Origin of the sequence: Pseudomonas sp. PA15(2017) (assembly GCF_001945395.1) — a bacterium.
Taxonomy (GTDB): domain Bacteria; phylum Pseudomonadota; class Gammaproteobacteria; order Pseudomonadales; family Pseudomonadaceae; genus Aquipseudomonas.
On record NZ_MSXV01000050.1, the window covers coordinates 251650 to 273374 of the forward strand.

Annotated in this window: 25 protein-coding genes; 10 read left to right on the forward strand and 15 right to left on the reverse strand. The window is 64.7% G+C overall.

Annotated features, from left to right (window positions below; translation table 11 throughout):
* Positions 1-272 precede the first annotated feature (272 nt).
* The 4 genes from BVH03_RS16615 (at position 273) to zapE (ending at position 2787) form a co-directional block, all read left to right on the forward strand.
* The gene (locus BVH03_RS16615) at positions 273-764 is read left to right on the forward strand and encodes an RNA polymerase factor sigma-70 (protein WP_075962194.1); all 492 of its coding nucleotides are present in this window, start codon (positions 273-275) and stop codon (positions 762-764) included.
* A 381-nt stretch (positions 765-1145) separates the two neighbouring features.
* Entirely contained in the window at positions 1146-1481 is a 336-nt protein-coding gene (locus BVH03_RS16620; protein ID WP_075962287.1) for a hypothetical protein, read from the forward strand.
* A complete protein-coding gene (locus BVH03_RS16625; protein WP_075962195.1) occupies positions 1478-1675 on the forward strand; it encodes a helix-turn-helix transcriptional regulator in 198 nt (65 codons plus the stop codon). Before BVH03_RS16620 ends, BVH03_RS16625 begins: the two co-directional genes overlap by 4 nt.
* Complete coding sequence (gene zapE / locus BVH03_RS16630; protein WP_075962196.1) at positions 1672-2787, forward strand: cell division protein ZapE; 1116 nt, start codon at positions 1672-1674, stop codon at positions 2785-2787. Before BVH03_RS16625 ends, zapE begins: the two co-directional genes overlap by 4 nt.
* 60 nt (positions 2788-2847) lie before the next feature.
* On the opposite strand, the gene BVH03_RS16635 is transcribed toward zapE, so the two are convergent.
* From BVH03_RS16635 to BVH03_RS16645, 3 genes are all read right to left on the reverse strand, one after another.
* A complete protein-coding gene (locus tag BVH03_RS16635; protein WP_075962197.1) occupies positions 2848-4032 on the reverse strand; it encodes a patatin-like phospholipase family protein in 1185 nt (394 codons plus the stop codon).
* A gap of 23 nt (positions 4033-4055) precedes the next feature.
* A complete protein-coding gene (locus BVH03_RS16640) occupies positions 4056-4976 on the reverse strand; it encodes a lipid A biosynthesis lauroyl acyltransferase (RefSeq protein ID WP_075962198.1) in 921 nt (306 codons plus the stop codon).
* A gap of 78 nt (positions 4977-5054) precedes the next feature.
* On the reverse strand, positions 5055-5336 hold the full coding sequence (locus BVH03_RS16645) for a DUF2218 domain-containing protein (RefSeq protein WP_075962199.1): 282 nt from the start codon (positions 5334-5336) through the stop codon (positions 5055-5057).
* Between the two features lie 175 nt (positions 5337-5511).
* Between BVH03_RS16645 and BVH03_RS16650 the strand changes: the two genes are divergently transcribed.
* Together BVH03_RS16650 and BVH03_RS16655 are read left to right on the forward strand one after the other, a co-directional pair.
* The gene (locus tag BVH03_RS16650; RefSeq protein WP_075962200.1) at positions 5512-6693 is read left to right on the forward strand and encodes an acetyl-CoA C-acetyltransferase; all 1182 of its coding nucleotides are present in this window, start codon (positions 5512-5514) and stop codon (positions 6691-6693) included.
* Between the two features lie 86 nt (positions 6694-6779).
* Positions 6780-7073 carry a hypothetical protein gene (locus BVH03_RS16655; protein WP_256574725.1) on the forward strand — a complete coding sequence of 98 codons (294 nt, stop codon included), beginning with the start codon at positions 6780-6782 and terminating at the stop codon, positions 7071-7073.
* A gap of 22 nt (positions 7074-7095) precedes the next feature.
* Here the strand turns inward: BVH03_RS16655 and BVH03_RS16660 are convergent, their stop codons facing one another.
* A complete protein-coding gene (locus BVH03_RS16660; protein ID WP_075962202.1) occupies positions 7096-7701 on the reverse strand; it encodes a TetR/AcrR family transcriptional regulator in 606 nt (201 codons plus the stop codon).
* Positions 7702-7812: 111 nt separating this feature from the next.
* Between BVH03_RS16660 and BVH03_RS16665 the strand changes: the two genes are divergently transcribed.
* Together BVH03_RS16665 and bdcA are read left to right on the forward strand one after the other, a co-directional pair.
* Positions 7813-9015, forward strand: a complete 1203-nt coding sequence (locus tag BVH03_RS16665; protein ID WP_075962203.1) for an MFS transporter — start codon at positions 7813-7815, stop codon at positions 9013-9015.
* 28 nt (positions 9016-9043) lie between these two features.
* Positions 9044-9757, forward strand: a complete 714-nt coding sequence (gene bdcA / locus BVH03_RS16670; RefSeq protein ID WP_075962204.1) for an SDR family oxidoreductase — start codon at positions 9044-9046, stop codon at positions 9755-9757.
* Between the two features lie 13 nt (positions 9758-9770).
* On the opposite strand, the gene BVH03_RS16675 is transcribed toward bdcA, so the two are convergent.
* The 11 genes from BVH03_RS16675 to BVH03_RS16725 form a co-directional block, all read right to left on the reverse strand.
* Positions 9771-10202: a YkvA family protein gene (locus tag BVH03_RS16675; RefSeq protein ID WP_075962205.1), complete on the reverse strand. Its 432-nt coding sequence runs from the start codon at positions 10200-10202 to the stop codon at positions 9771-9773.
* A 343-nt stretch (positions 10203-10545) separates the two neighbouring features.
* Complete coding sequence (locus tag BVH03_RS16680; protein WP_075962206.1) at positions 10546-11292, reverse strand: FKBP-type peptidyl-prolyl cis-trans isomerase; 747 nt, start codon at positions 11290-11292, stop codon at positions 10546-10548.
* 235 nt (positions 11293-11527) lie between these two features.
* Positions 11528-12436 carry a hydroxymethylglutaryl-CoA lyase gene (locus BVH03_RS16685; RefSeq protein WP_075962207.1) on the reverse strand — a complete coding sequence of 303 codons (909 nt, stop codon included), beginning with the start codon at positions 12434-12436 and terminating at the stop codon, positions 11528-11530.
* Positions 12433-14328, reverse strand: coding sequence for an acetyl/propionyl/methylcrotonyl-CoA carboxylase subunit alpha (locus tag BVH03_RS16690; RefSeq protein WP_075962208.1), 1896 nt, complete (start codon positions 14326-14328; stop codon positions 12433-12435). The genes BVH03_RS16685 and BVH03_RS16690 overlap by 4 nt, the downstream gene beginning before the upstream one ends.
* Complete coding sequence (locus BVH03_RS16695) at positions 14304-15122, reverse strand: gamma-carboxygeranoyl-CoA hydratase (RefSeq protein ID WP_075962209.1); 819 nt, start codon at positions 15120-15122, stop codon at positions 14304-14306. The genes BVH03_RS16690 and BVH03_RS16695 overlap by 25 nt, the downstream gene beginning before the upstream one ends.
* 93 nt (positions 15123-15215) lie before the next feature.
* Positions 15216-16823, reverse strand: coding sequence for a carboxyl transferase domain-containing protein (locus tag BVH03_RS16700; RefSeq protein WP_075962210.1), 1608 nt, complete (start codon positions 16821-16823; stop codon positions 15216-15218).
* Positions 16824-16904: 81 nt separating this feature from the next.
* Positions 16905-18086: an isovaleryl-CoA dehydrogenase gene (locus BVH03_RS16705; RefSeq protein WP_075962211.1), complete on the reverse strand. Its 1182-nt coding sequence runs from the start codon at positions 18084-18086 to the stop codon at positions 16905-16907.
* 49 nt (positions 18087-18135) lie between these two features.
* Entirely contained in the window at positions 18136-18522 is a 387-nt protein-coding gene (locus BVH03_RS16710; RefSeq protein ID WP_075962212.1) for a MerR family DNA-binding transcriptional regulator, read from the reverse strand.
* Between the two features lie 129 nt (positions 18523-18651).
* Complete coding sequence (locus tag BVH03_RS16715; RefSeq protein ID WP_075962213.1) at positions 18652-19089, reverse strand: phosphotransferase system, HPr-related protein; 438 nt, start codon at positions 19087-19089, stop codon at positions 18652-18654.
* Between the two features lie 70 nt (positions 19090-19159).
* Positions 19160-19486, reverse strand: coding sequence for a thioredoxin family protein (locus BVH03_RS16720; protein ID WP_075962214.1), 327 nt, complete (start codon positions 19484-19486; stop codon positions 19160-19162).
* A 69-nt stretch (positions 19487-19555) separates the two neighbouring features.
* Positions 19556-19867, reverse strand: coding sequence for a YgaP-like transmembrane domain (locus BVH03_RS16725; RefSeq protein WP_075962215.1), 312 nt, complete (start codon positions 19865-19867; stop codon positions 19556-19558).
* Between the two features lie 242 nt (positions 19868-20109).
* Here BVH03_RS16725 and BVH03_RS16730 point away from each other — a divergent pair, with 242 nt between their 5' ends.
* Together BVH03_RS16730 and BVH03_RS16735 are read left to right on the forward strand one after the other, a co-directional pair.
* Positions 20110-20352 (forward strand): hypothetical protein, encoded by a 243-nt coding sequence (locus tag BVH03_RS16730; protein ID WP_075962216.1) that lies wholly within the window; start codon positions 20110-20112, stop codon positions 20350-20352.
* Positions 20330-21301 carry a D-2-hydroxyacid dehydrogenase family protein gene (locus tag BVH03_RS16735; protein WP_075962217.1) on the forward strand — a complete coding sequence of 324 codons (972 nt, stop codon included), beginning with the start codon at positions 20330-20332 and terminating at the stop codon, positions 21299-21301. Before BVH03_RS16730 ends, BVH03_RS16735 begins: the two co-directional genes overlap by 23 nt.
* The last annotated feature ends 424 nt before the right edge of the window (positions 21302-21725 follow it).

Sequence of the window (21725 nt, forward strand, 5' to 3'; positions counted from 1 at the left end):
CGGCAGGCGCCGCGGCCATCGACGCAGTAGGCAGCTGCTTAAATTGTCGGCACGTCAGTTCGTCATCCCTGAATCAGTGCCCAGGTCCTGACTTTGGCATCCGCAATGCATAAAATTAATTATAATCATTCGTATTTGACATGCATTCTCACAAAGCCTACTTTACTCCGCGTTGTGAAGGATCAACCTGCCCAGCAGCCCCTCTTCGTGTAGGAACAACCATGCAGGATTACGGAATCGCGGACCCCTCCTCCAACGGATCGCCCTCCTTGATGCAAGCGTTGATGGATAACCGTTCGACCCTGGTAAAGACCGCGGCACGCATCACCGGTTGTCATAGCAGGGCCGAGGATGTGGTACAGGACGCCTACCTGAGACTGGCGGGAACGAGTCGCATCAGCCTGCCGCTGAAAGCCCAGATGAGCTACGTATTCAGAATCGTACGCAACCTGGCGATCGATCATTATCGCAAGCAGGCGATGGAGCAGAAGTACACCGGGTCGGAAGAGGAAGGCCTCAACGCGGCCGTTCACTCGGACACCCCGGAGAGCACCAGCCTGCACAGGGAAACCCTCGGCCTGATCGACGCCGCCCTCGGCGAACTGCCCGCTCGCACCCGCTATGCGTTCGAGATGTACCGCCTGCACGGCATGCAGCAAAAGGACATCGCCGAAGAACTGGGGGTGTCGCCAACCCTGGTCAACTTCATGGTTCGCGATGCCCTGGCGCACTGTCGCAAAACCCTCGAACGCACCGCGGCCTGACTGGAAGACCGCGGGCGTGCCTGGGGATCGGTAGTTGGCGTCCCGAGAGCAGTGATCGGGCCGCGCTGTCTCACCGGCCCTTGCGCTGACTGGCCAACAAGGCCATGGACGTTTTGCAGGCCATGGGCACCGACTCGCCGCAGACGTCGCGGACTCCTGGCGATATTCAGGACACGGAAAGCGCCGTGTACAGCCCCCTGTCAGCGCACCAATCACGTGGCTCGCTCGCGCTGGCAGGTCGTGTCGTGGACGGACGCTGATCGACCGATGTAAAGCTTACTTGACTCACTCCACCGTAATGCCTAATGTAAAGCACGCTTTCCATTCAGGTAGTCTCTCGTGCCCACTAACCGTCGTTTCATCCTCCACTTCACCCTGACCATGGCGGCCTACGCTACGGCTGTGGTGGTCAGCGCCCTGCTGCTCGTCAACCTGCCCGAAGGCGGCCTGCGCACACTCTGCGCACTGCTTCCCGTGCCGCCCTTGATCGCAGTGGCCGTAACCGTCGTGGCCCAGGTTCGCCAACTCGATGAACTGGCTCGTAGCATTCACTTCGAAGCGCTGGCCATCGCCTTCGTCGGTACCGCGCTGATCACCTTCAGCTACGGTTTTCTGGAGACCGCCGGCTTTCCGCGTCTGTCGATGTTCTTCGTCTGGCCCGTGCTGGCATCCCTGTGGGCGCTTGGCGCGTGGCTGGGCTGGAGGCGCTACCGGTGATCAACCGGGTGCGCGAGTTGCGCAATGACCAGGGCTTGTCCCAGGCCGAGCTGGGTGAACGCCTGGGCGTCTCCCGGCAGACGGTGAATGCCATCGAGACCGGCCGCTACGACCCTAGCCTGCCCCTGGCCTTCAAGATCGCCCGGCTGTTCGAACACCCTATCGAAGCCATCTTCCAGGCGCCCGACGCATGAATATCCACACCCGCACGCCGCTCGAGGCGTACCGCCTGGCCGTCGAACAGCAGGGCTTCGTCAGTGATGCCGCCCAGCAGCACGCGGTCGAACAATTACAGCGCTGCTACGAAGCCCTGCAGCGCGGTGCCTTGCCCCAGGGCGTCTATCTCTGGGGCCCGGTGGGGCGTGGCAAGACCTGGCTGATGAACAGCTTTCATGGAGTATTGCAGGTGCCCGCCCGGCGCCAGCACTTCCATCACTTCATGGGCTGGGTGCACCGCCGCCTGTTCGAGCTGACTGGCACTGCCGAGCCCCTGCAGGTGCTGGCCCGGGAACTGGCGGCGGAGATTCACGTGCTGTGCTTCGACGAACTGTTCGTCAGCGACATCGGCGACGCCATGCTGCTCGGGCGGCTGTTTCGTTCGCTGTTCGACGAGGGCGTGGTGCTGGTCGCCACTTCCAACCAGCCGCCGGAGCAGCTGTACGCTGGCGGCCATAACCGCGAGCGCTTCCTGCCCGCCATCGACGCCCTGCTGCAGCACATGCAGGTGGTGGCGGTGGACGGCAGCCAGGATCATCGCCAGCACCCCGGCCAACGGCACCAGCGCTATTGGCTGCGCCAAGCCGGCCAGCCGAGCGCCCTGCCCGCGCTACTGGCGGCACTGCGCCAGGGCGAGCCGGTCAGCCACGAGCCGCTGCAGGTCGGCCATCGTCGGATCACCGTGCACGACCACAGCGAACGGGTGCTGCACGGTGGGTTCGACCAGCTTTGCGAGCAACCGCTGGCGACCGGGGACTTCATCCTGCTCTGTGATCGTTTCAAGGCCATCGTGCTGGGCGGCGTACCGGCCCTCAGCGCCCAGCAGCGCCCGGCGAAGATCGCCCGCGGCACCGAAGACGCCGCCGAACGGGTGGCAGCCGGCGACCGCCAGCTGCCGGCGCTGTCGATTCACGACAATGCCGTGCGCCGCTTCATCGCCCTGGTGGACGAGTGCTACGACCGTCGCGTGCCGCTGTACGTGGAAGCCGCCGTGCCGCTGGAGGCGCTGTATACCGAAGGCTATCTGGCCTTCGCCTTTCGCCGCACCCTGAGCCGCTTGCAGGAAATGCAGCTGGAACGGTTTGGCTGAAAGCCTGTGCAGTCAGATAGGCAGCCTGGGTTGAGCGAAGCGATACCCAGGTTCGACGGTTCACCCCGTAGTAGCAGGCACCAGACCGAGAAACGCCTGGATCTGCGCCTTCTTGGCGATGGCGTCCTGGTAGCCCAGTTCGATCAGCTCGCTGCAGTAGCCCGGCTCGAACAGCAGGTAGCTCAGCACCCCGCCGCCGCCCTCGCGGGTCGCCCCAGGGCCACGCAGGAACAGGCGCAGCGCCGCCGGCATCTCGCGGCGGTGGCGCGCGGCGATCACGTCCAACGGCTGGCTCGGCGAGATCACCAGCACCTCCACCGGGGTCAGCCCATAGGTGCGGCTGCGCTGCTCGGCGGGCACCAGGCGGCCCAGCTGGTTGAGGCGTTCGAGCAGCTCGATATCGCTTTCCACGTTATCGATGAAGGTGCTGTTGAGCATGTGCCCGGCGATCTGCGCCAGGCTCGGCTGCACGCCGCCCGGTACCGGCGCCGGTGCGCCGCCGGCCTGGTTGCCGACCGGGTTGCCGCTGACCCCCACCACCAGCACCTTGGTCGCGCCCAGGTGCAGGGCCGGGCTGATCGGCGCCATCTGCCGCACGGCGCCGTCGCCAAAGTACTCGCGGTTGATCTTCACCGGTTCGAAGATCAGCGGAATCGCCGTGCTGGCCAGCAGGTGCGGCAACGCCAGGCGTGTCGGCACGCCGACCCGACGATGGCGGAACCAGGGGTCGATGGCCGCGCGGCCCTGATAGAAGGTCACCGCCTGGGCCGACTCGTAACCGAACGCGGTCACCGCCACGGCGCGCAGCTGGCGATGGCGAACCGCAGCGGCGATGCCGGAGAAATCCAGTTCCCGTTCGAGCAGCTTGGCCAGCGGCGAGCTGTCGAGCAGCGCCACCGGCACCTGCTTGCCGAGGCCGAGCATGCTGTGGCCGATGAAGCGGCTGGCCTGACGCAGCACGCCGGGCCAGTCGCTGCGGTACACCTGCTCGGTATGGAAACTGCGCCACACGCTGCTCAGGCGCTTGACCGCCTCGCGAAAGTGCAGCGCCCCACAGGCCAGGCTGACGGCGTTGATGGCCCCCGCCGAGGTGCCGACGATGACCGGAAAGGGATTGTGCGACGACTCCTCGGGCAGCAGCTCGGCGATCGCCGACAACACTCCGACCTGATACGCGGCCCGTGCGCCACCGCCGGAAAGGATGAGCCCGGTGGTGGCCGGGTTGTCGCTAGCGTCCTGCTTCATTGCGTCGATTCCGCTTCGGATGGTCAGTAGAGCCTGGGCTCGCCTTCTGGACGGGTCTTGAAGCGCCGATGCGCCCACAGATACTGCTCGGGGCACGTGACGATGGCCTGTTCGACCCACTGATTGACCCGCAGGCAATCGGCCTCTTCGTTCTCACCGGGAAAATCGCTCAGCGGCGGGTGGATGGTCAAACGATAGCCGCCGCCATCGGGCAGGCGCATCTGGGTGAACGGCAACACGATGGCGCGGCCGAGGCGCGCGAACTTGGTGGTGGCCGTGACGGTCGCCGCCTGAATGCCGAACAACGGCGCGAACAGGCTCTGCTTGCGGCCGTAGTCCTGATCCGGTGCGTACCAGATCGCCCTGCCGGCGCGCAGCACCTTGATCATCGCCCGCACGTCCTCGCGCTCGATGGCGGTGGCGTCCAGGTTATGGCGTTCGCGGCCGCGACGCTGCACGAAATCGAACACCGGGTTGCGGTGCTCACGGTACATGCCGTCGATGGTGTGCACCTGGCCGAGCAGGGCGGCGCCGATTTCCAGGGTGGTGAAGTGCACGGCCATGAGAATCACGCCCTGCCCTTGCGCCTGGGCCTGCTGCAGATGCTCGATGCCCTCGATGTGGGCCAGGCGCGCCAGCTTGTGGCGCGGCCACCACCAGCTCGTGGCCATCTCGAAGAAGGCGATGCCGGTGGAGGCGAAATTCTCCTTGAGCAGACGCTCGCGCTTGTCTGCCGGCATGTGCGGGAAGCACAGTTCCAGGTTGCGCGTGGCGATGCGCCGACGCGAGCCAGCCGTGTGATACATCAGCCAGCCCAGGCCACGGCCCAGACGCAGCAGCGCGCCGTAGGGCAGTTGCACGGTCAGCCACAGCAGGCCGAGCCCGGCCCACAGCGGCCAGAACCGCGGGTGAAGGAAGGTGCGACGAAAGACGGGACGATCCATTGACGATCCAGGATGGCGTTCAAAGCCGCCTAGTCTACCAGCACGTTCGCCGCTCTCGGGAGTGAGGCGTCAGGACGCTCAGCGCTGCCAGTCGATCTGCAGGGTTTCGTCGGCCACCATGCGCTGCATATGGTCGGCCACCACGGGCTCGAGGTGATCGAGCGTGTCGGTGTCTGGCGCCTTGATGACCGCCGTCAGGCCACTCTCGAAACGGGTCAGGACTAGGCGCGCCGGGTCGAAGATGATCTCGCCGCGCTGCTCGTCGAAGCTCACCTGGAACTTGTGGCTCCAGTGCCGGCACAGGCGGGTCAGGCAGCGCAGCCCCTGTCTGGTGGTGACCGTTGCACGGGATTCAGGCATGGGAATGCTCCTGGTGGAATTGAAGACGCCCGGAATCTAGCACGCAGCCTGGCTGCCCGGCATACGCCATTATCGATACAACCAATCGAAAAGCCTGGACTTGCATGGCGGCTGAGGCGGCGTCAGGATCGTACCGGCCAATAACAACATCCGCCCATCTGGTCAGGAGAACGTCATGCAAGAAGTCGTCATCGTCGCCGCCACCCGCACCGCCATCGGCAGCTTCCAGGGCGCGTTGGCCGATGTGCCAGCCACCGATCTGGGCGCCGCGGTGATCCGCCGGTTGCTCGAGCAGACCGGTCTGGATGGCGCACAGGTCGACGAAGTGATCCTTGGCCATGTGCTGACTGCCGGCGCCGGCCAGAACACCGCGCGTCAGGCGGCCATCAAGGCTGGCCTGCCCCACGCGGTACCGGCGCTGACCCTCAACAAAGTCTGCGGCTCCGGCCTCAAGGCCCTGCACCTGGGCGCCCAGGCAATCCGCTGCGGTGATGCCGAGGTGATCATCGCCGGAGGCATGGAGAACATGAGCCTGGCGCCCTACGTGCTGCCCAAGGCCCGCACCGGGTTGCGCATGGGCCACGGGCAACTGGTCGACACGATGATCAGCGATGGCTTGTGGGATGCCTTCAACGACTACCACATGGGCATCACTGCCGAGAACCTGGTGGCCAAATACGCCATCAGCCGTGAAGAGCAGGACGCCTTCGCCGCCGCTTCACAGCAGAAGGCCGTCGCCGCCATCGAGGCCGGGCGCTTCGCCGACGAGATCACTCCGATCCTGATTCCCCAGCGCAAGGGCGAGCCTGTCGCCTTCGCCACCGATGAACAGCCGCGCGCCGGCACCACCGCCGAAACCCTGGGCAAGCTCAAGCCCGCGTTCAAGAAGGACGGCAGCGTGACCGCCGGCAATGCCTCGAGCCTCAACGACGGCGCCGCAGCGGTGCTGCTGATGAGCGCCAGCAAGGCCGAGGCGCTCGGCCTGCCGGTGCTGGCGCGGATCAAAGCTTACGCCAACGCTGGCGTCGACCCGGCGATCATGGGCATCGGCCCGGTATCAGCCACCCGCCGCAGCCTGGAGAAAGCCGGCTGGACGCTGGATCAGCTGGACCTGATCGAAGCCAACGAAGCCTTCGCCGCCCAGGCGCTGTCGGTCGGCAAGGAGCTGGGCTGGGATGCCGACAAGGTCAACGTCAACGGCGGCGCCATCGCCCTCGGTCACCCGATTGGCGCATCCGGCTGCCGGGTGCTGGTCACCCTGCTCCACGAAATGCTCAAGCGCGATGCCAGGAGAGGCCTGGCGACCCTGTGCATCGGCGGCGGCCAGGGTGTGGCGCTGCTGCTCGAGCGCGACTGAACGCGAGGCGGCCCAGCCATTGGCTGGGCCTGCCCTTCCAGGCCTCATTTGCGATACGATCAGGCTTCCTCCCGATGAAGCTGCCCATGAGCGACCTGCCAACGCTGCACTACCTGTTCGCCGAATGCCGCAAACCCTGCCCTGAGCGCCCGGACGTAACGGCTATCGTGCTGTTCGCGCTGCTTAGCGAAGACGACGACGTGGTCTACCTGGAACTGCGCTACACCGACTTCGCCAGCGGTCAGTTTGAAGGCGACCACCTGTGGCTGTCGCTCGAAGAAGCGCTCGACGGCACCTTTGAAGATTACGGCATCGGCGAAGATGACTGGCGGCCACTTTCCGTCCGGGAGATAGCCCGTATCGATCGCAGTATCGAATAACGGTAGCGGCTATGTACCGGCGCTAGCGACGGCAGCCGTCCCACAGTTTCATGATCTGGGTCACCGCGGCATCCAGCGCTGAATGCTCGATGCCGTCACGGGCCAGAGTGGAAAGCCCCAGCAGAAAACTGTCGTAAGCCGATGTGAGTGCCTGAACATCGGTATCGCCGGCCAGCTCGCCATCGGCGATGGCCCGCTCGATACAGGCACGAATACCTTCTCGCGTGCGCTGGCGATTCTCGCTCGGCAGCGTCGCGCCGTCCTGAGGCGTGCATACGCCAATCACCCCAAGGGCCACCATGCAGCCGCGTGGATGGCCCGCTTCGCACTGCATTTTGGACGAACGCCGCAACGCCAGTTCGATGGCCTCGCGGGGCGGCAGCGTGTCATCGAACAGGCTTTCGGTCACCCTGCCATGGGTCTGCAGATACAGCGCCATCACCTCGTTGTAGAGCGCCTCCTTGGAGCCGAACGCGGCGTAGAAGCTGGGCGCTGAAATGCCGCCGGCAATACCTGCCTTCAGCTGACTCAAGGACGTGGCTTCGTAGCCGTGCTCCCAGAACAAATGCATGGCCTGCTCCAGTGCTGCTTGCCGATCGAATGTGCGTGGGCGCCCCATCTGTGCCATGTGAATCCTCCTGCCTGACGATATAAATACTAGTCGATACAAAAGTCATTGACCACCGGGAGCCGACAGGCCTACATTTATACCGATCGATATATAAATGAGTACCTCCCCATGACCGACTCCACGAAACCCGACGCCTTGCCCGTGTCCGCGCTGCTTGCCCTGGCGATGACCGGTTTCATCTGCATTCTCACCGAAACCCTGCCGGCGGGCCTGCTGCCGCAAATCAGTGCCGGCCTCGACGTCTCGCCCGCACTGGCCGGCCAGTTGGTAACCCTCTATGCCCTGGGCTCGCTGCTGGCGGCGATTCCGCTGACCATCGCCACCCAGGGGTGGCGGCGACGCAACGTGTTGTTGCTGGCAATCATCGGTTTTCTACTGTTCAACTCGATCACGGCCTGGTCGTCCAACTATGTGCTGACTCTGGTCGCGCGCTTTTTCGCCGGCATGGCGGCGGGCCTGGCCTGGAGCCTGATCGCCGGCTATGCCCGGCGCATGGTCGCCCCGCATCAACAGGGGCGCGCTCTGGCGCTGGCCATGGTCGGCACGCCCATCGCGCTGTCCCTCGGCGTGCCCATCGGCACCTGGCTCGGCGGCATGGTGGGCTGGCGCACGGCGTTCGGTTTGATGTCGCTGCTGAGCATCGGGCTCATCGTCTGGGTACTGGCCAAGGTGCCGGACTATCCCGGCCAGGCGCGTACCCAGCGTGTGCCCCTGCGCGCGGTATTGCTGACGCCAGGCGTGCGCCCGGTACTGGCCGTGGTGCTGACCTGGATGCTCGCCCACAACATGCTCTACACCTACATCGCGCCCTTCATCGCCCCGGCCGGGCTGGGCAGCCAGGTCGATATCGTGCTGCTGGCATTCGGTGTCGCCGCGCTGATCGGCATCTGGATCACCGGCCGCCTGGTCGACCGTCACCTGCGCCAGGCGGTGATCATCAGCCTCGCGACCTTCGCCCTGGTCGCCCTGCTGTTCGGCCTGTATGCCCAATCGGCCAGCGTGCTGTATGCCGGCGTGTTCGTCTGGGGGCTGACCTTCGGTGGCGCCGCAACGCTGTTGCAGACGGCCCTGGCCGATGCCGCCGGCCCCGGCGCCGACGTGGCGATGTCGATGAACGTGGTGATCTGGAACAGCGCGATTGCCGCAGCCGGCCTCAGTGGCGGCCTGCTGCTCGGCCAGTTCGGCGTCGGCGCATTCCCCTGGACCATGCTGGCATTGCTACTGATCGCCCTGTGGATCGCCTCGGCGGCCAGCCAGCACGGCTTCCCTTCCGGCCAGCGTCGCAGCGACGTGCTCGTCGCCGGTCATTGACCTGAACCTTCTGACAGGAGCTCATCCCATGCCCCACTCGAATCGCCAATCCGTCCTCGTCCTCGGCGGCAGCCGCGGTATCGGCGCTGCCCTGGTACGCCGCTTCGCCCGCGACGGCGCGCAGGTCACCTTCACCTACGCCAGTTCGGCGGCGCCGGCCCTCAGGCTCGCCGAGGAAACCGGCAGCACCGCCGTGCAACTCGACAGCGCCGACCGCCAGGCCCTGACCACAGGCATCGAAAACCTGGGCGCCCTCGACGTGTTGGTGGTCAACGCCGGCATCTTCATCGCCGGCGACCCGCTGGAACTGGATGCCGATGCCATCGACCGGCTGTTCACCATCAACATCCAGGCGCCTTACCACGCCGCCATCAGCGCTGCACGACAAATGCCGGACGGCGGGCGCATCATCTTCATCGGTTCGAACATCGCTGACCGTGCGCCCATGCAGGGCGTTGCCGCCTATGGCGCCAGCAAGGCGGCGCTGACCGGCATGGCCAAGGGCCTGGCCCGTGATTTCGGCCCACGCGGCATCACCGTGAACGTGGTGCAACCAGGCCCGACCGACACCGACATGAACCCCGCCGACGGCCCGCAGAACGCGTTGATGCACAGTTTCATGGCGATCAAGCGTCATGCCCGCAGCGACGAGATCGCCGGCATGGTGGCCTGGCTCGCAGGCAGCGAGGCCGGGCTGGTGACCGGCGCCGCACTGACCCTGGACGGCGGCTTTAGCGCCTGATAGGCCGTTTCGCTCAGGTTACCCGCTCGGCCACCGGCAGCTTGGCGATGGCCTCGCGGGTTTCCCGATCCTGGGCATCGCGCCAGGTGCGGAACGCGTCCAATTCGCCGCCCCAGGTTTTCATCACCCAGGCGAGTACCGCCAGGTCGTCGATCAGGCCGAGGCCAGGAATGAAATCGGGAATGGCATCGAGTGGTGACACGAAATAGATCAGGCCGGCCACGATGGCCACCAGCGCCTGGGGGTTGATCGCCCGATAGCTACCCCGCCACCAGGCCACGCACAGCTCCTGCAGCAAGCTCAGGTCGCTTCGCAACGACGACAGGCTGCGTGCCCCACCTCCGCTCTTGCGGGTCACGGCGAGCAACAATGCCGGCAAACGACCACGCTTGAGGAAGCGCTGGGCGACGGGCAGGTAACGGGCAAAATTCCACGGTGCTTTCATGACCACTCCTCGTCAGCCCGCACGGCTGCTGGGCTGTCTGTGGTTATCCACCATAGCTGTGGATAACCTTGTGAACAGTTATGGGATTAGCTTACCAAAGCCCCCTGCCATGCGGCCTCGCCACAGATCGGACATTTTTTATCCAGCCGATAAAACCTTGCTAAATCAACTAGTTAAAAAAATCAAAAGATTTCGTTAAAAACCTGACCAACTGAATAAGAAGCTTTGTCACAGTGTGCATAACCGCACTGTCAAGGCTTGTAATTCCTGTTCTTTGCGATTAGGAACCCGCCAAAAACGACAACGCCCCGACAGGCGGGGCGTTGTTTCAAGCAGCTGACGCTTATTGGGCCGGAGCGGCCTCAGGCGCTTGCGGAGCAGCTTGCTCCTGAGCGTTCTGATCCTTGATGCCCAGCAGCTCGAGGTCGAACACCAGTACCGAGTTGGCCGGAATGGCCGGGCTCGGGCTCTGGGCGCCGTAGGCCAGCTCGGCCGGGATGTACAGCTTGACCTTCTCGCCGACATGCATCAGTTGCAGGCCTTCGACCCAACCGGGGATCACGCCGCCAACCGGCAGGTCGATCGGGGTGCCACGCTCGATGGAGCTGTCGAACACGGTGCCGTCGGTAAGCTTGCCTTCGTAGTGAACGGTAACCACGTCATCAGCTTTGGGCTGAGCGCCATCGGCCTTCTTGACCACTTCGTACTGCAGGCCCGAAGCGGTGGTGGTGACGCCGTCACGCTTGCCGTTCTCTTCGAGGAATTTCTTGCCCGCTGCGGCAGCTTCTTCGTTCATCTTGGTCATGCGCTCTTCGGCACGCTTCTGCAGAGAGGCAAAGGCCTCGATCAGCTCTTCGTCCTTCAGGCGCTGTTCTTTCTTGCCGATGGCGTCTTCGATGCCTTGGGCAACGGCGTTCGGATCCAGGTCGTCCATACCTTCCTGAGCCAGGCTCTTGCCCATGTTCAGACCGATACCGTAGGACGCCTTCTGCGCCGGAGTTTCCAGTTTTACGTCGCTGGTTTGCGAATCACAACCGGCGAGCACCAGGCCCACCAGGGCGATCGCTGCTGCCAAACGATGCTGTTTCATGCTGATTCCTTGTCCGCTGCGCCCTAGGGCTATCGAGTGAAGGCGCGAGCTTAGGGTGTGTGAGTGTGTCAACGCAAGCCGCGGCGCCTGGATTTATCCAGGCAGACCACACGCGCTCTGCGAGAAGTGGCGAGCGGTGGCATCGAAGCCAACCTGATCGTTAGCACGCCGCGCCGATCTCGCGAAACAGCGACGTAACTGACTAGCCGATAAGAGTTTTTCTGCTCGCAGAAGTTCACTGGTGGCCTGCCTGGAACCACGCCCGGGCGACCCGCGAGGCGGACTCACGCCCGAGCACGCGGCTGATGCGCTGCCCCGCTTCGATCAGCCGTGGCAAATCCACCCCGGTCTCGATGCCCAGCCCCTGCAGCAGATAGAGCACGTCCTCACTGGCCACGTTGCCGGTCGCCCCCCTGGCATAGGGGCAGCCGCCAAGCCCGGCGACCGAGCTGTCGAACACCGCGATGCCCTCCAGCAGGCTCGCGTAAATATTGGCCAGCGCCTGCCCGTAGGTATCGTGAAAATGCCCAGCCAGGCGGTCATGCGGCACTTGCCGGCCCACCACCTCGAACAACCGCCGCACCGCGCTTGCGGTACCCACGCCGATGGTGTCGCCCAGGGACACCTCGTAACAGCCCATGGCCCGCAACTCGCCCGCTACCGCCGCCACCTGCTCGGCGGCGATGGCGCCCTCGTACGGGCAACCGAGCACGCAGGACACATAGCCGCGCACCTGCACGCCATGCTGCCGAGCCGCGTCCATCAGCGGTTCGAAGCGCTTCAGGCTCTCGGCGATGGAACAATTGATGTTGCGCTGCGAGAAGGCCTCGGAGGCCGCGGCGAACACTGCCACCTCGCGCACACCGACATCGAGCGCGGCCTGCAGCCCCTGCAGGTTGGGCGCCAGCGCCGCGTAGGTGACCCCGGGGCGCTGGGCGATGCCGGCAAACACCTCGGCGCTGCCGGCCATCTGCGGCACCCACTTGGGCGACACGAAACTGCCGACTTCTATATAGCCAAGCCCGGCGGCGCTCAGGTCATCGACCAGGCGCACCTTGTCGACCACGCTGATCGGCTGCTTTTCGTTCTGCAATCCGTCACGAGGGCCGACTTCCACCAGGCGAACATGCCGGGGCAGGCTCATGGCTGTGCCTCCAGTTCGACCAGCACCGATCCCTCGGCGATCAGCTCGCCCTCAGCGCAGCAGACGGCTTTGATGGTGCCGGCCTGGGGCGCGCGAATGCTGTGCTCCATCTTCATGGCCTCCAGCACCACCAGCGCGGCGCCCGCCTCGACGGACTGGCCGGGCGCAACCAGGACGCGCACGATGCTGCCGTTCATGGGCGCGGTGAGCCCACCCTGCTGCGCCGTACTGGCCGCGGCGGCGGCAAGCGGATCGAAACGACGCACCGCCAGCCACTCCACGCCCCAGCGCAGGTACAGCGTATCGCCTTCACGCACCGCGTTTTTCGGCGCGGTTACCGGCTCGACGTGTACGCAACGGGTGACCTCGCCACACGTCAGCGTCATCGGCGTGATAGCGGGCAAGGCGCTGCGCCAGGCATTACGTGCTGCCCAAGGCGAGAACGGATCGTCTGCTCGCTGGCGGGTGGCATCGGTAGCCAACATGGCCGCGCCCGCCTGCTGCCAGAAGGCCTCCGGCAACGCTGGCGCAGGCGGCAGCAACTGCGCCTGATGCCGTTCGATGAAGCCGGTATCCAGCTCGGCAGCGGCGAAAGCCGGGTGAGCGAGGATGCGCTGCAGAAACGCCAGGTTGGTCTTGAAGCCCCCCACCAGCGTCTCGGCCAACATGGCCAGCAGCCGCTGCCGGGCTTCCTCGCGGTTCTCGCCCCAGGCGATCAGCTTGGCCAGCATCGGGTCGTAGAACGGCGACACCTCGTCGCCCTGCGCCACACCACTGTCGACCCGTCGCCCCGACCCTGCCGCGGGCTCACGATACGGGTCGAGATGCCCGCTGGCCGGCAGGAAGCCACCTTCGGGATCCTCGGCATACAGGCGCACCTCGATGGCGTGCCCCAGCAGCGGCACCTGTTCCTGGCCGATCGGCAGCGGCTCGCCACGGGCTACGCGGATCTGCCAGGCGACCAGGTCGAGGCCGGTGATCGCTTCGGTCACCGGGTGCTCGACCTGCAGGCGGGTGTTCATCTCCATGAAGAAGAAGTCGCCGCGAACATCGAGCAGGAATTCCACGGTGCCGGCGCCCACGTAGCCGATGGCCTGGGCGGCCCGTACCGCGGCCTCCCCCATGGCCCGGCGCAGTTCGGGCGACAGCCCGGGCGCCGGGGCCTCTTCAACCACTTTCTGATGGCGGCGCTGGATCGAGCAATCGCGCTCGTTCAGGTACAGGCAGTTGCCATGTCCGTCGGCGAATACCTGGATTTCCACGTGGCGTGGTTGCAGCACGTATTTCTCCACCAGCATGCGCCCATCACCGAACGCCGACCGCGCTTCGCGCTGCGCCGAGGCCAGGGCATCGGCCAGGTCGGCCTCGCGCTCGACGATCTTCATGCCCTTGCCGCCGCCGCCAGCCGTAGCCTTGAGCAGCACCGGGTAGCCGATCTGCTCGGCAGCCTTGCGGAAGGTTTCCACATCCTGATCATCGCCGTGGTAGCCGGGCACCAGCGGCACGCCGGCCGCTTCCATCAGCGCCTTGGCCGCCGACTTGCTACCCATGGCATCGATGGCGCTGGCCGGTGGGCCGAGAAAGATCAGCCCGGCAGCTTCGAGCTTGCGGGCGAAGGTGGCGTTCTCGGACAGGAAGCCGTAGCCGGGATGGATGGCCTCGGCGCCGCTGGCTCTTGCAGCCTCGATGACCTTGTCCATCAGCAGGTAGCTGTCACCGGGCTTGGCGCCGCCCAGGTCGATGGCGATGTCCGCTTCGCGTACGTGGCGGGCGTTGCGGTCGATGGTGCTGTGTACCGCCACCGTGGTAAGCCCCAGCGCCTTGGCAGTGCGCATGACCCGGCAGGCGATTTCGCCACGGTTGGCGATCAGCAGTGTGGTGATGGTTTCCATGACTGGGCCTGCCAGGCGGGTGTGCGTTTGTGCAGAAAGGCGTTGAGACCCTCCTGCCCTTCTTCGCTGATGCGGATGCCAGCGATCACGCTTTCCGTGCGCAGGCGCAGGGCGTCGCTCAGCACGCCGCTGCCGACGCCGTGCAGCAGCGTTTTGGTTTCGCGCATGGCCTGCGGGCTGTTGAGTAGCAGCGTGGCAATCCACTGCTCCAGCTCGCTCTCCAGCTCGGCCAGCGGATAGCACTCGGCGAGCAGGCCCAGCTCCCGGGCGCGTTCACCGCTGAAGCGCTCGGCACTCAGGGCATAACGGCGTGCCGCCCGCTCGCCGATGGCCTGCACCACGTAAGGGCTGATCACCGCGGGCGCCAGGCCGATGCGCACTTCGGAGAGGCTGAACAGCGCGTCACTGGCACCGATGGCGATGTCGCAACAGGCGGTCAGGCCTACCGCACCGCCGAACGCCGCGCCCTGCACCACCGCGAGGGTCGGGCATGGCAGGTGGTAGAGCAGGTTCATCAACTCGCCCAGCTCATGGGCGTCGTGCAGGTTGGCGGCGTAATCCAGCTTGGCCGATGCCTGCATCCAGGCCAGATCCGCGCCGGCAGAAAAGTGCTTGCCGCGCCCGCGCAGGATCACGAAGCGCAGGCCGTCGTCGGCGGCCAGTTGGCGAAGGGCCTGGATCAGTTCGGCGATCATCTCGGCATTGAAGGCGTTGTGCTTGTCCGCACGGTTCAGCCACAGCGTGGCGACGCCGCGCGGGTCTTTTTCTAGTTGGATGGTGCTGAAGTGGGTCATGGCGATAGGCTCGAAATAGGCGCTGGCTCTGGTAGGCGGGGCTTTGGCCGCGAGCTCTGCTGAAGCTGTTGCGGCTAAAGCCCCTCCCACGGATTACATGCGGAACACGCCGAAGCGTGTCGGCTCGATGGGCGCACTGAGGCTGGCGGAAATCGCCAGGGCCAGTACCTCGCGGGTTTGCGCCGGATCGATCACGCCGTCGTCCCACAGCCGTGCACTGGAATAGAAGGCATGGGCCTGGCGCTCGTACTGTTCGACGATGGGCTGCTTGAGGCGCTGCTCGTCTTCGGCGGAAAACACCTGGCCGGCGCGCTGCGCCTGCTCGTGCTTAACCTGCACCAGCACGCCCGCGGCCTGCTGCGCGCCCATCACGCCAATCCGCGCGTTGGGCCACATCCACAGGAAGCGTGGGTCGTAGGCACGGCCACACATGCCGTAATTGCCGGCACCGAAGCTGCCGCCAATGATCACCGTGAACTTTGGCACCCGGGCGCAGGCCACCGCGGTGACCAGCTTGGCGCCATGTTTGGCGATGCCGCCCTCTTCGTATTTCCTGCCGACCATGAAACCGGTGATGTTCTGCAGGAACAGCAACGGAATGCCGCGTTGGCAAGCCAGTTCGACGAAGTGCGCGCCCTTCTGCGCAGCCTCGGCGAACAGGATGCCGTTGTTGGCCAGGATGGCGATCGGGTAGCCGTGCAGATGGGCGAAGCCGCACACCAGGGTGGTGCCGAACAGCGCCTTGAATTCGTCGAACTGCGAGCCGTCGACGATCCGCGCGATCACCTCGCGCACGTCGAACGGCTGCTTGGCGTCGGCGGGAATCACCCCGTACAACTCATCGGCGGCATAGCGCGGCACTACTGGCGTTTGCACCTGCAACTGGCCGCGCTTGCGCCAGTTGAGGTTGGCCACGCAGCGCCGCGCCAGGGCCAGCGCGTGTTCGTCGTTCTCGGCGTAATGGTCGGCCACGCCGCTGGTTTTGCAATGCATGTCGGCGCCGCCGAGTTCCTCGGCGCTGACCACCTCACCAGTGGCGGCCTTCACCAGCGGCGGGCCAGCGAGAAAGATGGTCGCCTGTTCGCGCACCATGATGGTTTCATCGCTCATCGCCGGCACGTAAGCGCCGCCAGCGGTGCACGAGCCCATCACCACGGCGATCTGGGCGATGCCCTGGGCGCTCATGTTGGCCTGGTTGAAGAAGATCCGCCCGAAGTGCTCGCGATCAGGGAACACCTCGTCCTGGCGCGGCAGGTTGGCGCCACCGGAATCCACCAGATAGAGGCACGGCAGGCGGTTTTCCAGGGCGATGGCCTGGGCACGCAGGTGCTTCTTGACGGTCAGCGGGTAATAGCTGCCGCCCTTCACCGTGGCGTCGTTGGCGATGACCATGCACTCGACGCCCTCGACCCGGCCGATGCCGGCAATCACCCCGGCGGCGGCAACCTCTTCGTCATACACCTGATAAGCGGCCAGCGCGCCGACTTCCAGAAACGGCGAACCGGGATCGAGCAGCCGGTCGATGCGCTCGCGCGGCAGCAGCTTGCCCTTCGCAGTGTGCCGCTCCTGGGACTTGGCCCCGCCGCCCTCGCGGGTCTGGGCCAACAAGGTGCGTAGCTCATCGACCTGAGCGAGCATCGCCTCGCGGTTGGCGGCGTACTCAAGGGAGCGGACATTCAATTGGGTGTGCAGTGTTGCCATGGCGCGGCTCCGACTGACGGACACCGTTAAAACGAGCTGAGCGTCAACGGTGTCCTGAAACAGGAAGACGAGGGGCTCCGATCAAGCCGTTTCGTTGAACAGCTCGCGGCCGATCAGCATGCGGCGGATCTCGCTGGTGCCGGCGCCGATCTCGTAGAGCTTGGCGTCGCGCCACAGGCGGCCGACCGCAAACTCGTTGATGTAACCGTTGCCGCCGAGGATCTGGATCGCCTCGCCGGCCAGCCAGGTGGCCTTTTCAGCGGCGTAGAGAATCACCCCGGCGCAATCCTTGCGGACCTGGCGCGCGTGCTCGCTGCCCAGCGCATCGAGCTGCTTGCCGACGGCGTACAGGTAGGCGCGACAAGCCTGCTGGGTGGTGTACATATCAGCGAGCTTGCCCTGGATCAGCTGAAACTCGCCGATGCTCTGGCCGAACTGCTTGCGGTCGTGAACGTATGGCACCACCACATCCATGGCAGCCTGCATCAGCCCCAACGGCCCGCCAGAGAGCACGGCGCGTTCGTAATCCAGGCCACTCATCAGCACCCGCGCGCCCTCGCCGACGCCGCCCAGCACGTTCTCGGCCGGCACCTCGACATCCTGAAACACCAGCTCGCCGGTATGCGAGCCGCGCATGCCGAGCTTGTCGAGTTTCTGGGCTACCGAAAACCCCTTGCTGCCCTTCTCGAGAATGAAGGCGGTCATGCCCTTGGCGCCAGCGGCGGGATCGGTCTTGGCATAGACCACCAGCACGTCGCAATCCGGGCCATTGGTGATCCACATCTTGCTGCCGTTGAGCACGTAATGATCGCCTTTGCGGTCGGCGCGCAGCTTCATCGACACCACGTCGGAGCCGGCGTTGGGCTCGCTCATGGCCAGTGCGCCGATATGGTCGCCGCTGATCAGTTTGGGCAGGAAGCGGCGCTTCTGTTCGTCGCTGCCATTGCGGTTGATCTGATTCACGCAGAGATTGGAATGGGCTCCGTAGGACAGGCCGATGCCGCCGGCGGCGCGGGAGATTTCCTCCATGGCGACCATATGTGCCAGGTAGCCCATGCCGGCGCCGCCATACTCCTCGCTCACGGTCAGGCCGAGCAGCCCCATGTCGCCGAACTTGCGCCACAGGTCCATGGGAAACTGATCCTTGCGGTCGGCTTCGGCAGCGCGTGGGGCGATTTCCTTGGCGGCGAAACCGGCGACCGCGTCGCGCAGCATGTCGATTTCCTCACCGAGGAAGAAATTCAGGCCCGGCAGGGTGTTCATCTCACGACGCTCCATTGTTGTAGTTGTTTGGATGGGTCAAGGGTGGCGATCAAGCGCTGATGGGAATGTCCTTCAAGGCCGTCAGGCAGCGCTGCTCGGCGGTATCGAGTTCGCGCTGCATCTGTTGGATGTCGAGCAATTGACGAGCGAGGTGCTCGCGGCGCTCGGCGATCTTTTCCAGGAAATGGTCGAGCTGCTTGCGGTTGCCGCCGGCCGGATCGTAGAGGTCGATCAATTCTTTGCACTCGGCCAGGGAGAAGCCGATGCGCTTGCCACGCAGGATCAGCATCAGCGTCACCCGGTCACGGGCGCTGTAGATGCGTTCCTGACCACGCCGCTCGGGCGCGAGCATGCCCTGCTCCTCGTAGAAGCGAATGGTGCGGGTGGTGACGCCCAGCTCCTGGGCGAGATCGGAAATGCTGTGGGAGACGCTCATGGTGGATAGCCAGCCGACAATTACCTTTACGTAAACGTAAGCTTGCAACCGCATGACTGTCAAATCGATCGATAACCGCCTGGCTGAAACGAAAAAGGCATCGCCTCCGAGGCCATGCCTTTGATTGATTCAAGGCTGCGGCTTGCCGTCCCACGGCACGCCATCGAGGGGGCGACGCCGCGCCATCTCTTCTTCATCGAGGCCTTCGCCGGCACCGATATCGCCTTCGCTGACGATGCTCAGGTCACGATCAGCAGGTTTGTCGTCACCGCGCTCGTTTGGCGAACGAGCTCCGGAATCGTCGATCAGGGTTTCCGGGCTGAGGTCGTCCATACTCACGCCATCTTCGTGGCGGCCTTCCCTGAGGGTTTCGCCGCCGCTCTGCCCCGCTTCGCGAACGCGCTCGTCGGGGTATTCGTGTTGCACCTCGTCGGCTGGGCGACGGTCGCCGATACGCCCTTCGCGATCATCCTGGCGGTCGCTGAAGTCGAGCTGCTCGATCGACCCCATGCGATCCTCCATGTCGTCGATCTCGTGGGGCGTGGGCGATTGCTTGGATGTGCTCATGATGGTCTCCACTGTGGGTCTATCTGGTGGACTCGCCCCACAGCGGGAAAATTCAGGAAAAGTGACGAGCTCAACCCTCGCCGACCAGTTGCTCGAGTGCCTCCTCGATCACGCTGTCGCTGGTCGGCCGTACCAGGCGAGTGACCTCAACGCCATCACGCAGCAGCACCAGGGTCGGCCACAGCTTGACCCGCAAGGAGCGCCCCAATGGCCGGCCACTGCCATCCTCGATTTTCAGGTGCTGCACTTCGGGGTAATCCGCCAGCACCTTGGCCAGCAGCGGCTGGGCAGCCTGACAGTGGCCGCACCAGTCGGTGCCGAACTCAAGCAGGGTCATACCGGGTATCGCCTGCACTTCGGCGGGCGTCGGGGCGGTGGCGCTATAGGGATTGCTCATGGGATTTCCTCGCCGATGGCAGAAACGAAACCGCCCCGTTCAGGCGGGGCGGTCGGGGGTTGCAGGGTATCAAACGCCGTCGCTGACTTTCTTGACGACTGGCTTGACCCGCTCGGCGATCTCGCCTTCCAGGCGGCTCACGGTATCAGTGATTCGGTCGACTTCAGGACGCATCGAGCGGGCGTCTTCCATGATGCTCTTGAGCCGGCAATGGCCACTCAGGCCACGGGCCACCAGCATGCCGCCGAACGCCGCGCGCATCAGGCCGAGCACGCCGCCGCGCTTGAGGCCGCCGCGGGCCATGGCGATACCGCTGCCAATGGACAACGCGCGCTCCCAACCCTGGACGTTACTGCTGCCTTGTTTATCAGAAATGGACATCGCGTTCGCTCCGTTCGGTGATTGATATGCAACCGACTGACCGAAGCGGCCTGGCGTTCGACCCCGCCGACAGGCGGATCAACGGCTTCCCATTACCGAAAATGGCACCGGTGATGATCGCCACGAGGTGCACGGGCCAGTACCACAGGCTCCTTATAGCGGTGGCTCACGGAAACGCGAACTGACCGTTGCCCCCGAGCCCAATCAAAGTACCGGTCCAAGCAGCCTGCCGACGTCAGCCTATGGAACAGAGCCTGCGCCCCGGCCTGTCGCTGTCCAACGGTGACCTGAGTATCCAGCTGCTCGATCAGCCAGACCGTATGGGCGCTGGTGGCTATGATGGTAGCCTTGCCCATCTGGCGAATCGGGCGAGTCCGCTGCAAGGCAGCGGCGCTGCACAGCGCCAGCTGACCCCCACCGAATCCGACTTCCTCGGGAGCCTGAACCGTTTTTGGAGCAGCCATGCATATCGTCATCCCCGATGACTACCAGAACGTCATTCGTAGCCTCGACTGCTTCGCCACCCTGGCCGACCATCAGGTCAGCCTCTATCACGACGCCGTGGATGACGTGCAGGTGCTGGCCGAACGCTTCGCCGATGCCGATGCGCTGGTGCTGACCCGCGAACGCACCCGCGTAGGTGAAGCACTGCTGGCATGCCTGCCGAACCTCAAGCTGATCAGTCAGACCGGCAAGGTGTCCAGCCATCTGGATGTAGAGGCCTGCACCCGCCATGGCGTGGCGGTGATGGAAGGCCGCGGCTCACCCATCGCGCCGGCCGAACTGACCTGGGCGCTGATCATCAATGCGCGGCGCCAGTTGTTCCCGGCCATGCAGGCCATGTACGCCGGCCAGTGGCAGACCAACCTCGGTCAGCGCCTGGCCGGGCAAACCCTGGGCATCTGGGGCTACGGCAAGATCGGCCAACGCCTGGCCCGTTACGCCCAGGCCTTCGAGATGCCCGTGCTGGTATGGGGTAGCGAATCATCACGCCAAGCCGCGGTTGCCCATGGCCACCAGGCCGCTTCGTCGCGCGAAGCCTTTTTCGCCGAAGCCGATGTGCTCACCCTGCACCTGCGCCTGGCCCAGAGCACTCGGCACCTGGTTACCGCTGCCGATCTGGCGCTGATGAAGCCTGGCGCCTTGCTGGTCAACACCAGCCGCGCCGAACTGATCGCGCCGGGCGCATTGCTAGCGTCCTTGAATAAGGGCCGCCCCGGTTTCGCAGCGCTGGATGTCTTCGAGCAGGAGCCGCTGCTCGATGCGAATCATCCCCTGCTGCGCCATCCGGGCGTGCTGTGCACACCGCATCTGGGGTATGTGGAGCGCGACGGTTATGAGCTGTATTTCGGTGACGCTTTCGCCAATGTACGCGCCTTCTTCGCTGGCGAAAACTGCGTGCTGGCCAACCCGCAAGTCGTTTCGAAGAGATGAAAAAGACGAGGCGGTATACAGCGCCGCTTTCCTATATACCGGCGGGCAGCTATCAATGAATAGCCTGCCACTTCTATCTTTCCTTATATAGCCACGAACAAGTTCGGCAATGATGTCGTTATGCCGCACTGACCGATGCCTGCCATGGCAGTTGGCCAGCAATTAACGACTCATGCCTATATATAAAAGTGCTTCATTGCACGCAGCAATGAGCCGTTGTCATTACAGGCTACGCCCCGTGCAGCGGATACCTGGACGGCATCATCGCCAGACTCTGCTGATAGCCTAATGCCTCCAGAGTAGGGGCTCCACGAGCCGGGCGTTTTCGAAATGACACCTTGAGTAGCTATCGTCAGTCTTATGAAGTGCGCATCAACGGAAAACTGCCGCCAGTATTGCGCCAACTATCGCCACGGTTTTTTCG

What these genes read in the sequence shown, in the direction of transcription:
- BVH03_RS16615 (WP_075962194.1), top strand. Translation starts at nt 273, where the DNA reads ATGCAAGCGTTGATGGATAACCGTTCGACCCTGGTAAAGACCGCGGCA.
- BVH03_RS16620 (WP_075962287.1), top strand. Translation starts at nt 1,146, where the DNA reads ATGGCGGCCTACGCTACGGCTGTGGTGGTCAGCGCCCTGCTGCTCGTC.
- zapE (WP_075962196.1), top strand. Translation starts at nt 1,672, where the DNA reads ATGAATATCCACACCCGCACGCCGCTCGAGGCGTACCGCCTGGCCGTC.
- BVH03_RS16635 (WP_075962197.1), bottom strand. Translation starts at nt 4,032, where the DNA reads ATGAAGCAGGACGCTAGCGACAACCCGGCCACCACCGGGCTCATCCTT.
- BVH03_RS16640 (WP_075962198.1), bottom strand. Translation starts at nt 4,976, where the DNA reads ATGGATCGTCCCGTCTTTCGTCGCACCTTCCTTCACCCGCGGTTCTGG.
- BVH03_RS16645 (WP_075962199.1), bottom strand. Translation starts at nt 5,336, where the DNA reads ATGCCTGAATCCCGTGCAACGGTCACCACCAGACAGGGGCTGCGCTGC.
- BVH03_RS16650 (WP_075962200.1), top strand. Translation starts at nt 5,512, where the DNA reads ATGCAAGAAGTCGTCATCGTCGCCGCCACCCGCACCGCCATCGGCAGC.
- BVH03_RS16655 (WP_256574725.1), top strand. Translation starts at nt 6,780, where the DNA reads ATGAGCGACCTGCCAACGCTGCACTACCTGTTCGCCGAATGCCGCAAA.
- BVH03_RS16660 (WP_075962202.1), bottom strand. Translation starts at nt 7,701, where the DNA reads ATGGCACAGATGGGGCGCCCACGCACATTCGATCGGCAAGCAGCACTG.
- BVH03_RS16665 (WP_075962203.1), top strand. Translation starts at nt 7,813, where the DNA reads ATGACCGACTCCACGAAACCCGACGCCTTGCCCGTGTCCGCGCTGCTT.
- bdcA (WP_075962204.1), top strand. Translation starts at nt 9,044, where the DNA reads ATGCCCCACTCGAATCGCCAATCCGTCCTCGTCCTCGGCGGCAGCCGC.
- BVH03_RS16675 (WP_075962205.1), bottom strand. Translation starts at nt 10,202, where the DNA reads ATGAAAGCACCGTGGAATTTTGCCCGTTACCTGCCCGTCGCCCAGCGC.
- BVH03_RS16680 (WP_075962206.1), bottom strand. Translation starts at nt 11,292, where the DNA reads ATGAAACAGCATCGTTTGGCAGCAGCGATCGCCCTGGTGGGCCTGGTG.
- BVH03_RS16685 (WP_075962207.1), bottom strand. Translation starts at nt 12,436, where the DNA reads ATGAGCCTGCCCCGGCATGTTCGCCTGGTGGAAGTCGGCCCTCGTGAC.
- BVH03_RS16690 (WP_075962208.1), bottom strand. Translation starts at nt 14,328, where the DNA reads ATGGAAACCATCACCACACTGCTGATCGCCAACCGTGGCGAAATCGCC.
- BVH03_RS16695 (WP_075962209.1), bottom strand. Translation starts at nt 15,122, where the DNA reads ATGACCCACTTCAGCACCATCCAACTAGAAAAAGACCCGCGCGGCGTC.
- BVH03_RS16700 (WP_075962210.1), bottom strand. Translation starts at nt 16,823, where the DNA reads ATGGCAACACTGCACACCCAATTGAATGTCCGCTCCCTTGAGTACGCC.
- BVH03_RS16705 (WP_075962211.1), bottom strand. Translation starts at nt 18,086, where the DNA reads ATGAACACCCTGCCGGGCCTGAATTTCTTCCTCGGTGAGGAAATCGAC.
- BVH03_RS16710 (WP_075962212.1), bottom strand. Translation starts at nt 18,522, where the DNA reads ATGAGCGTCTCCCACAGCATTTCCGATCTCGCCCAGGAGCTGGGCGTC.
- BVH03_RS16715 (WP_075962213.1), bottom strand. Translation starts at nt 19,089, where the DNA reads ATGAGCACATCCAAGCAATCGCCCACGCCCCACGAGATCGACGACATG.
- BVH03_RS16720 (WP_075962214.1), bottom strand. Translation starts at nt 19,486, where the DNA reads ATGAGCAATCCCTATAGCGCCACCGCCCCGACGCCCGCCGAAGTGCAG.
- BVH03_RS16725 (WP_075962215.1), bottom strand. Translation starts at nt 19,867, where the DNA reads ATGTCCATTTCTGATAAACAAGGCAGCAGTAACGTCCAGGGTTGGGAG.
- BVH03_RS16730 (WP_075962216.1), top strand. Translation starts at nt 20,110, where the DNA reads ATGGAACAGAGCCTGCGCCCCGGCCTGTCGCTGTCCAACGGTGACCTG.
- BVH03_RS16735 (WP_075962217.1), top strand. Translation starts at nt 20,330, where the DNA reads ATGCATATCGTCATCCCCGATGACTACCAGAACGTCATTCGTAGCCTC.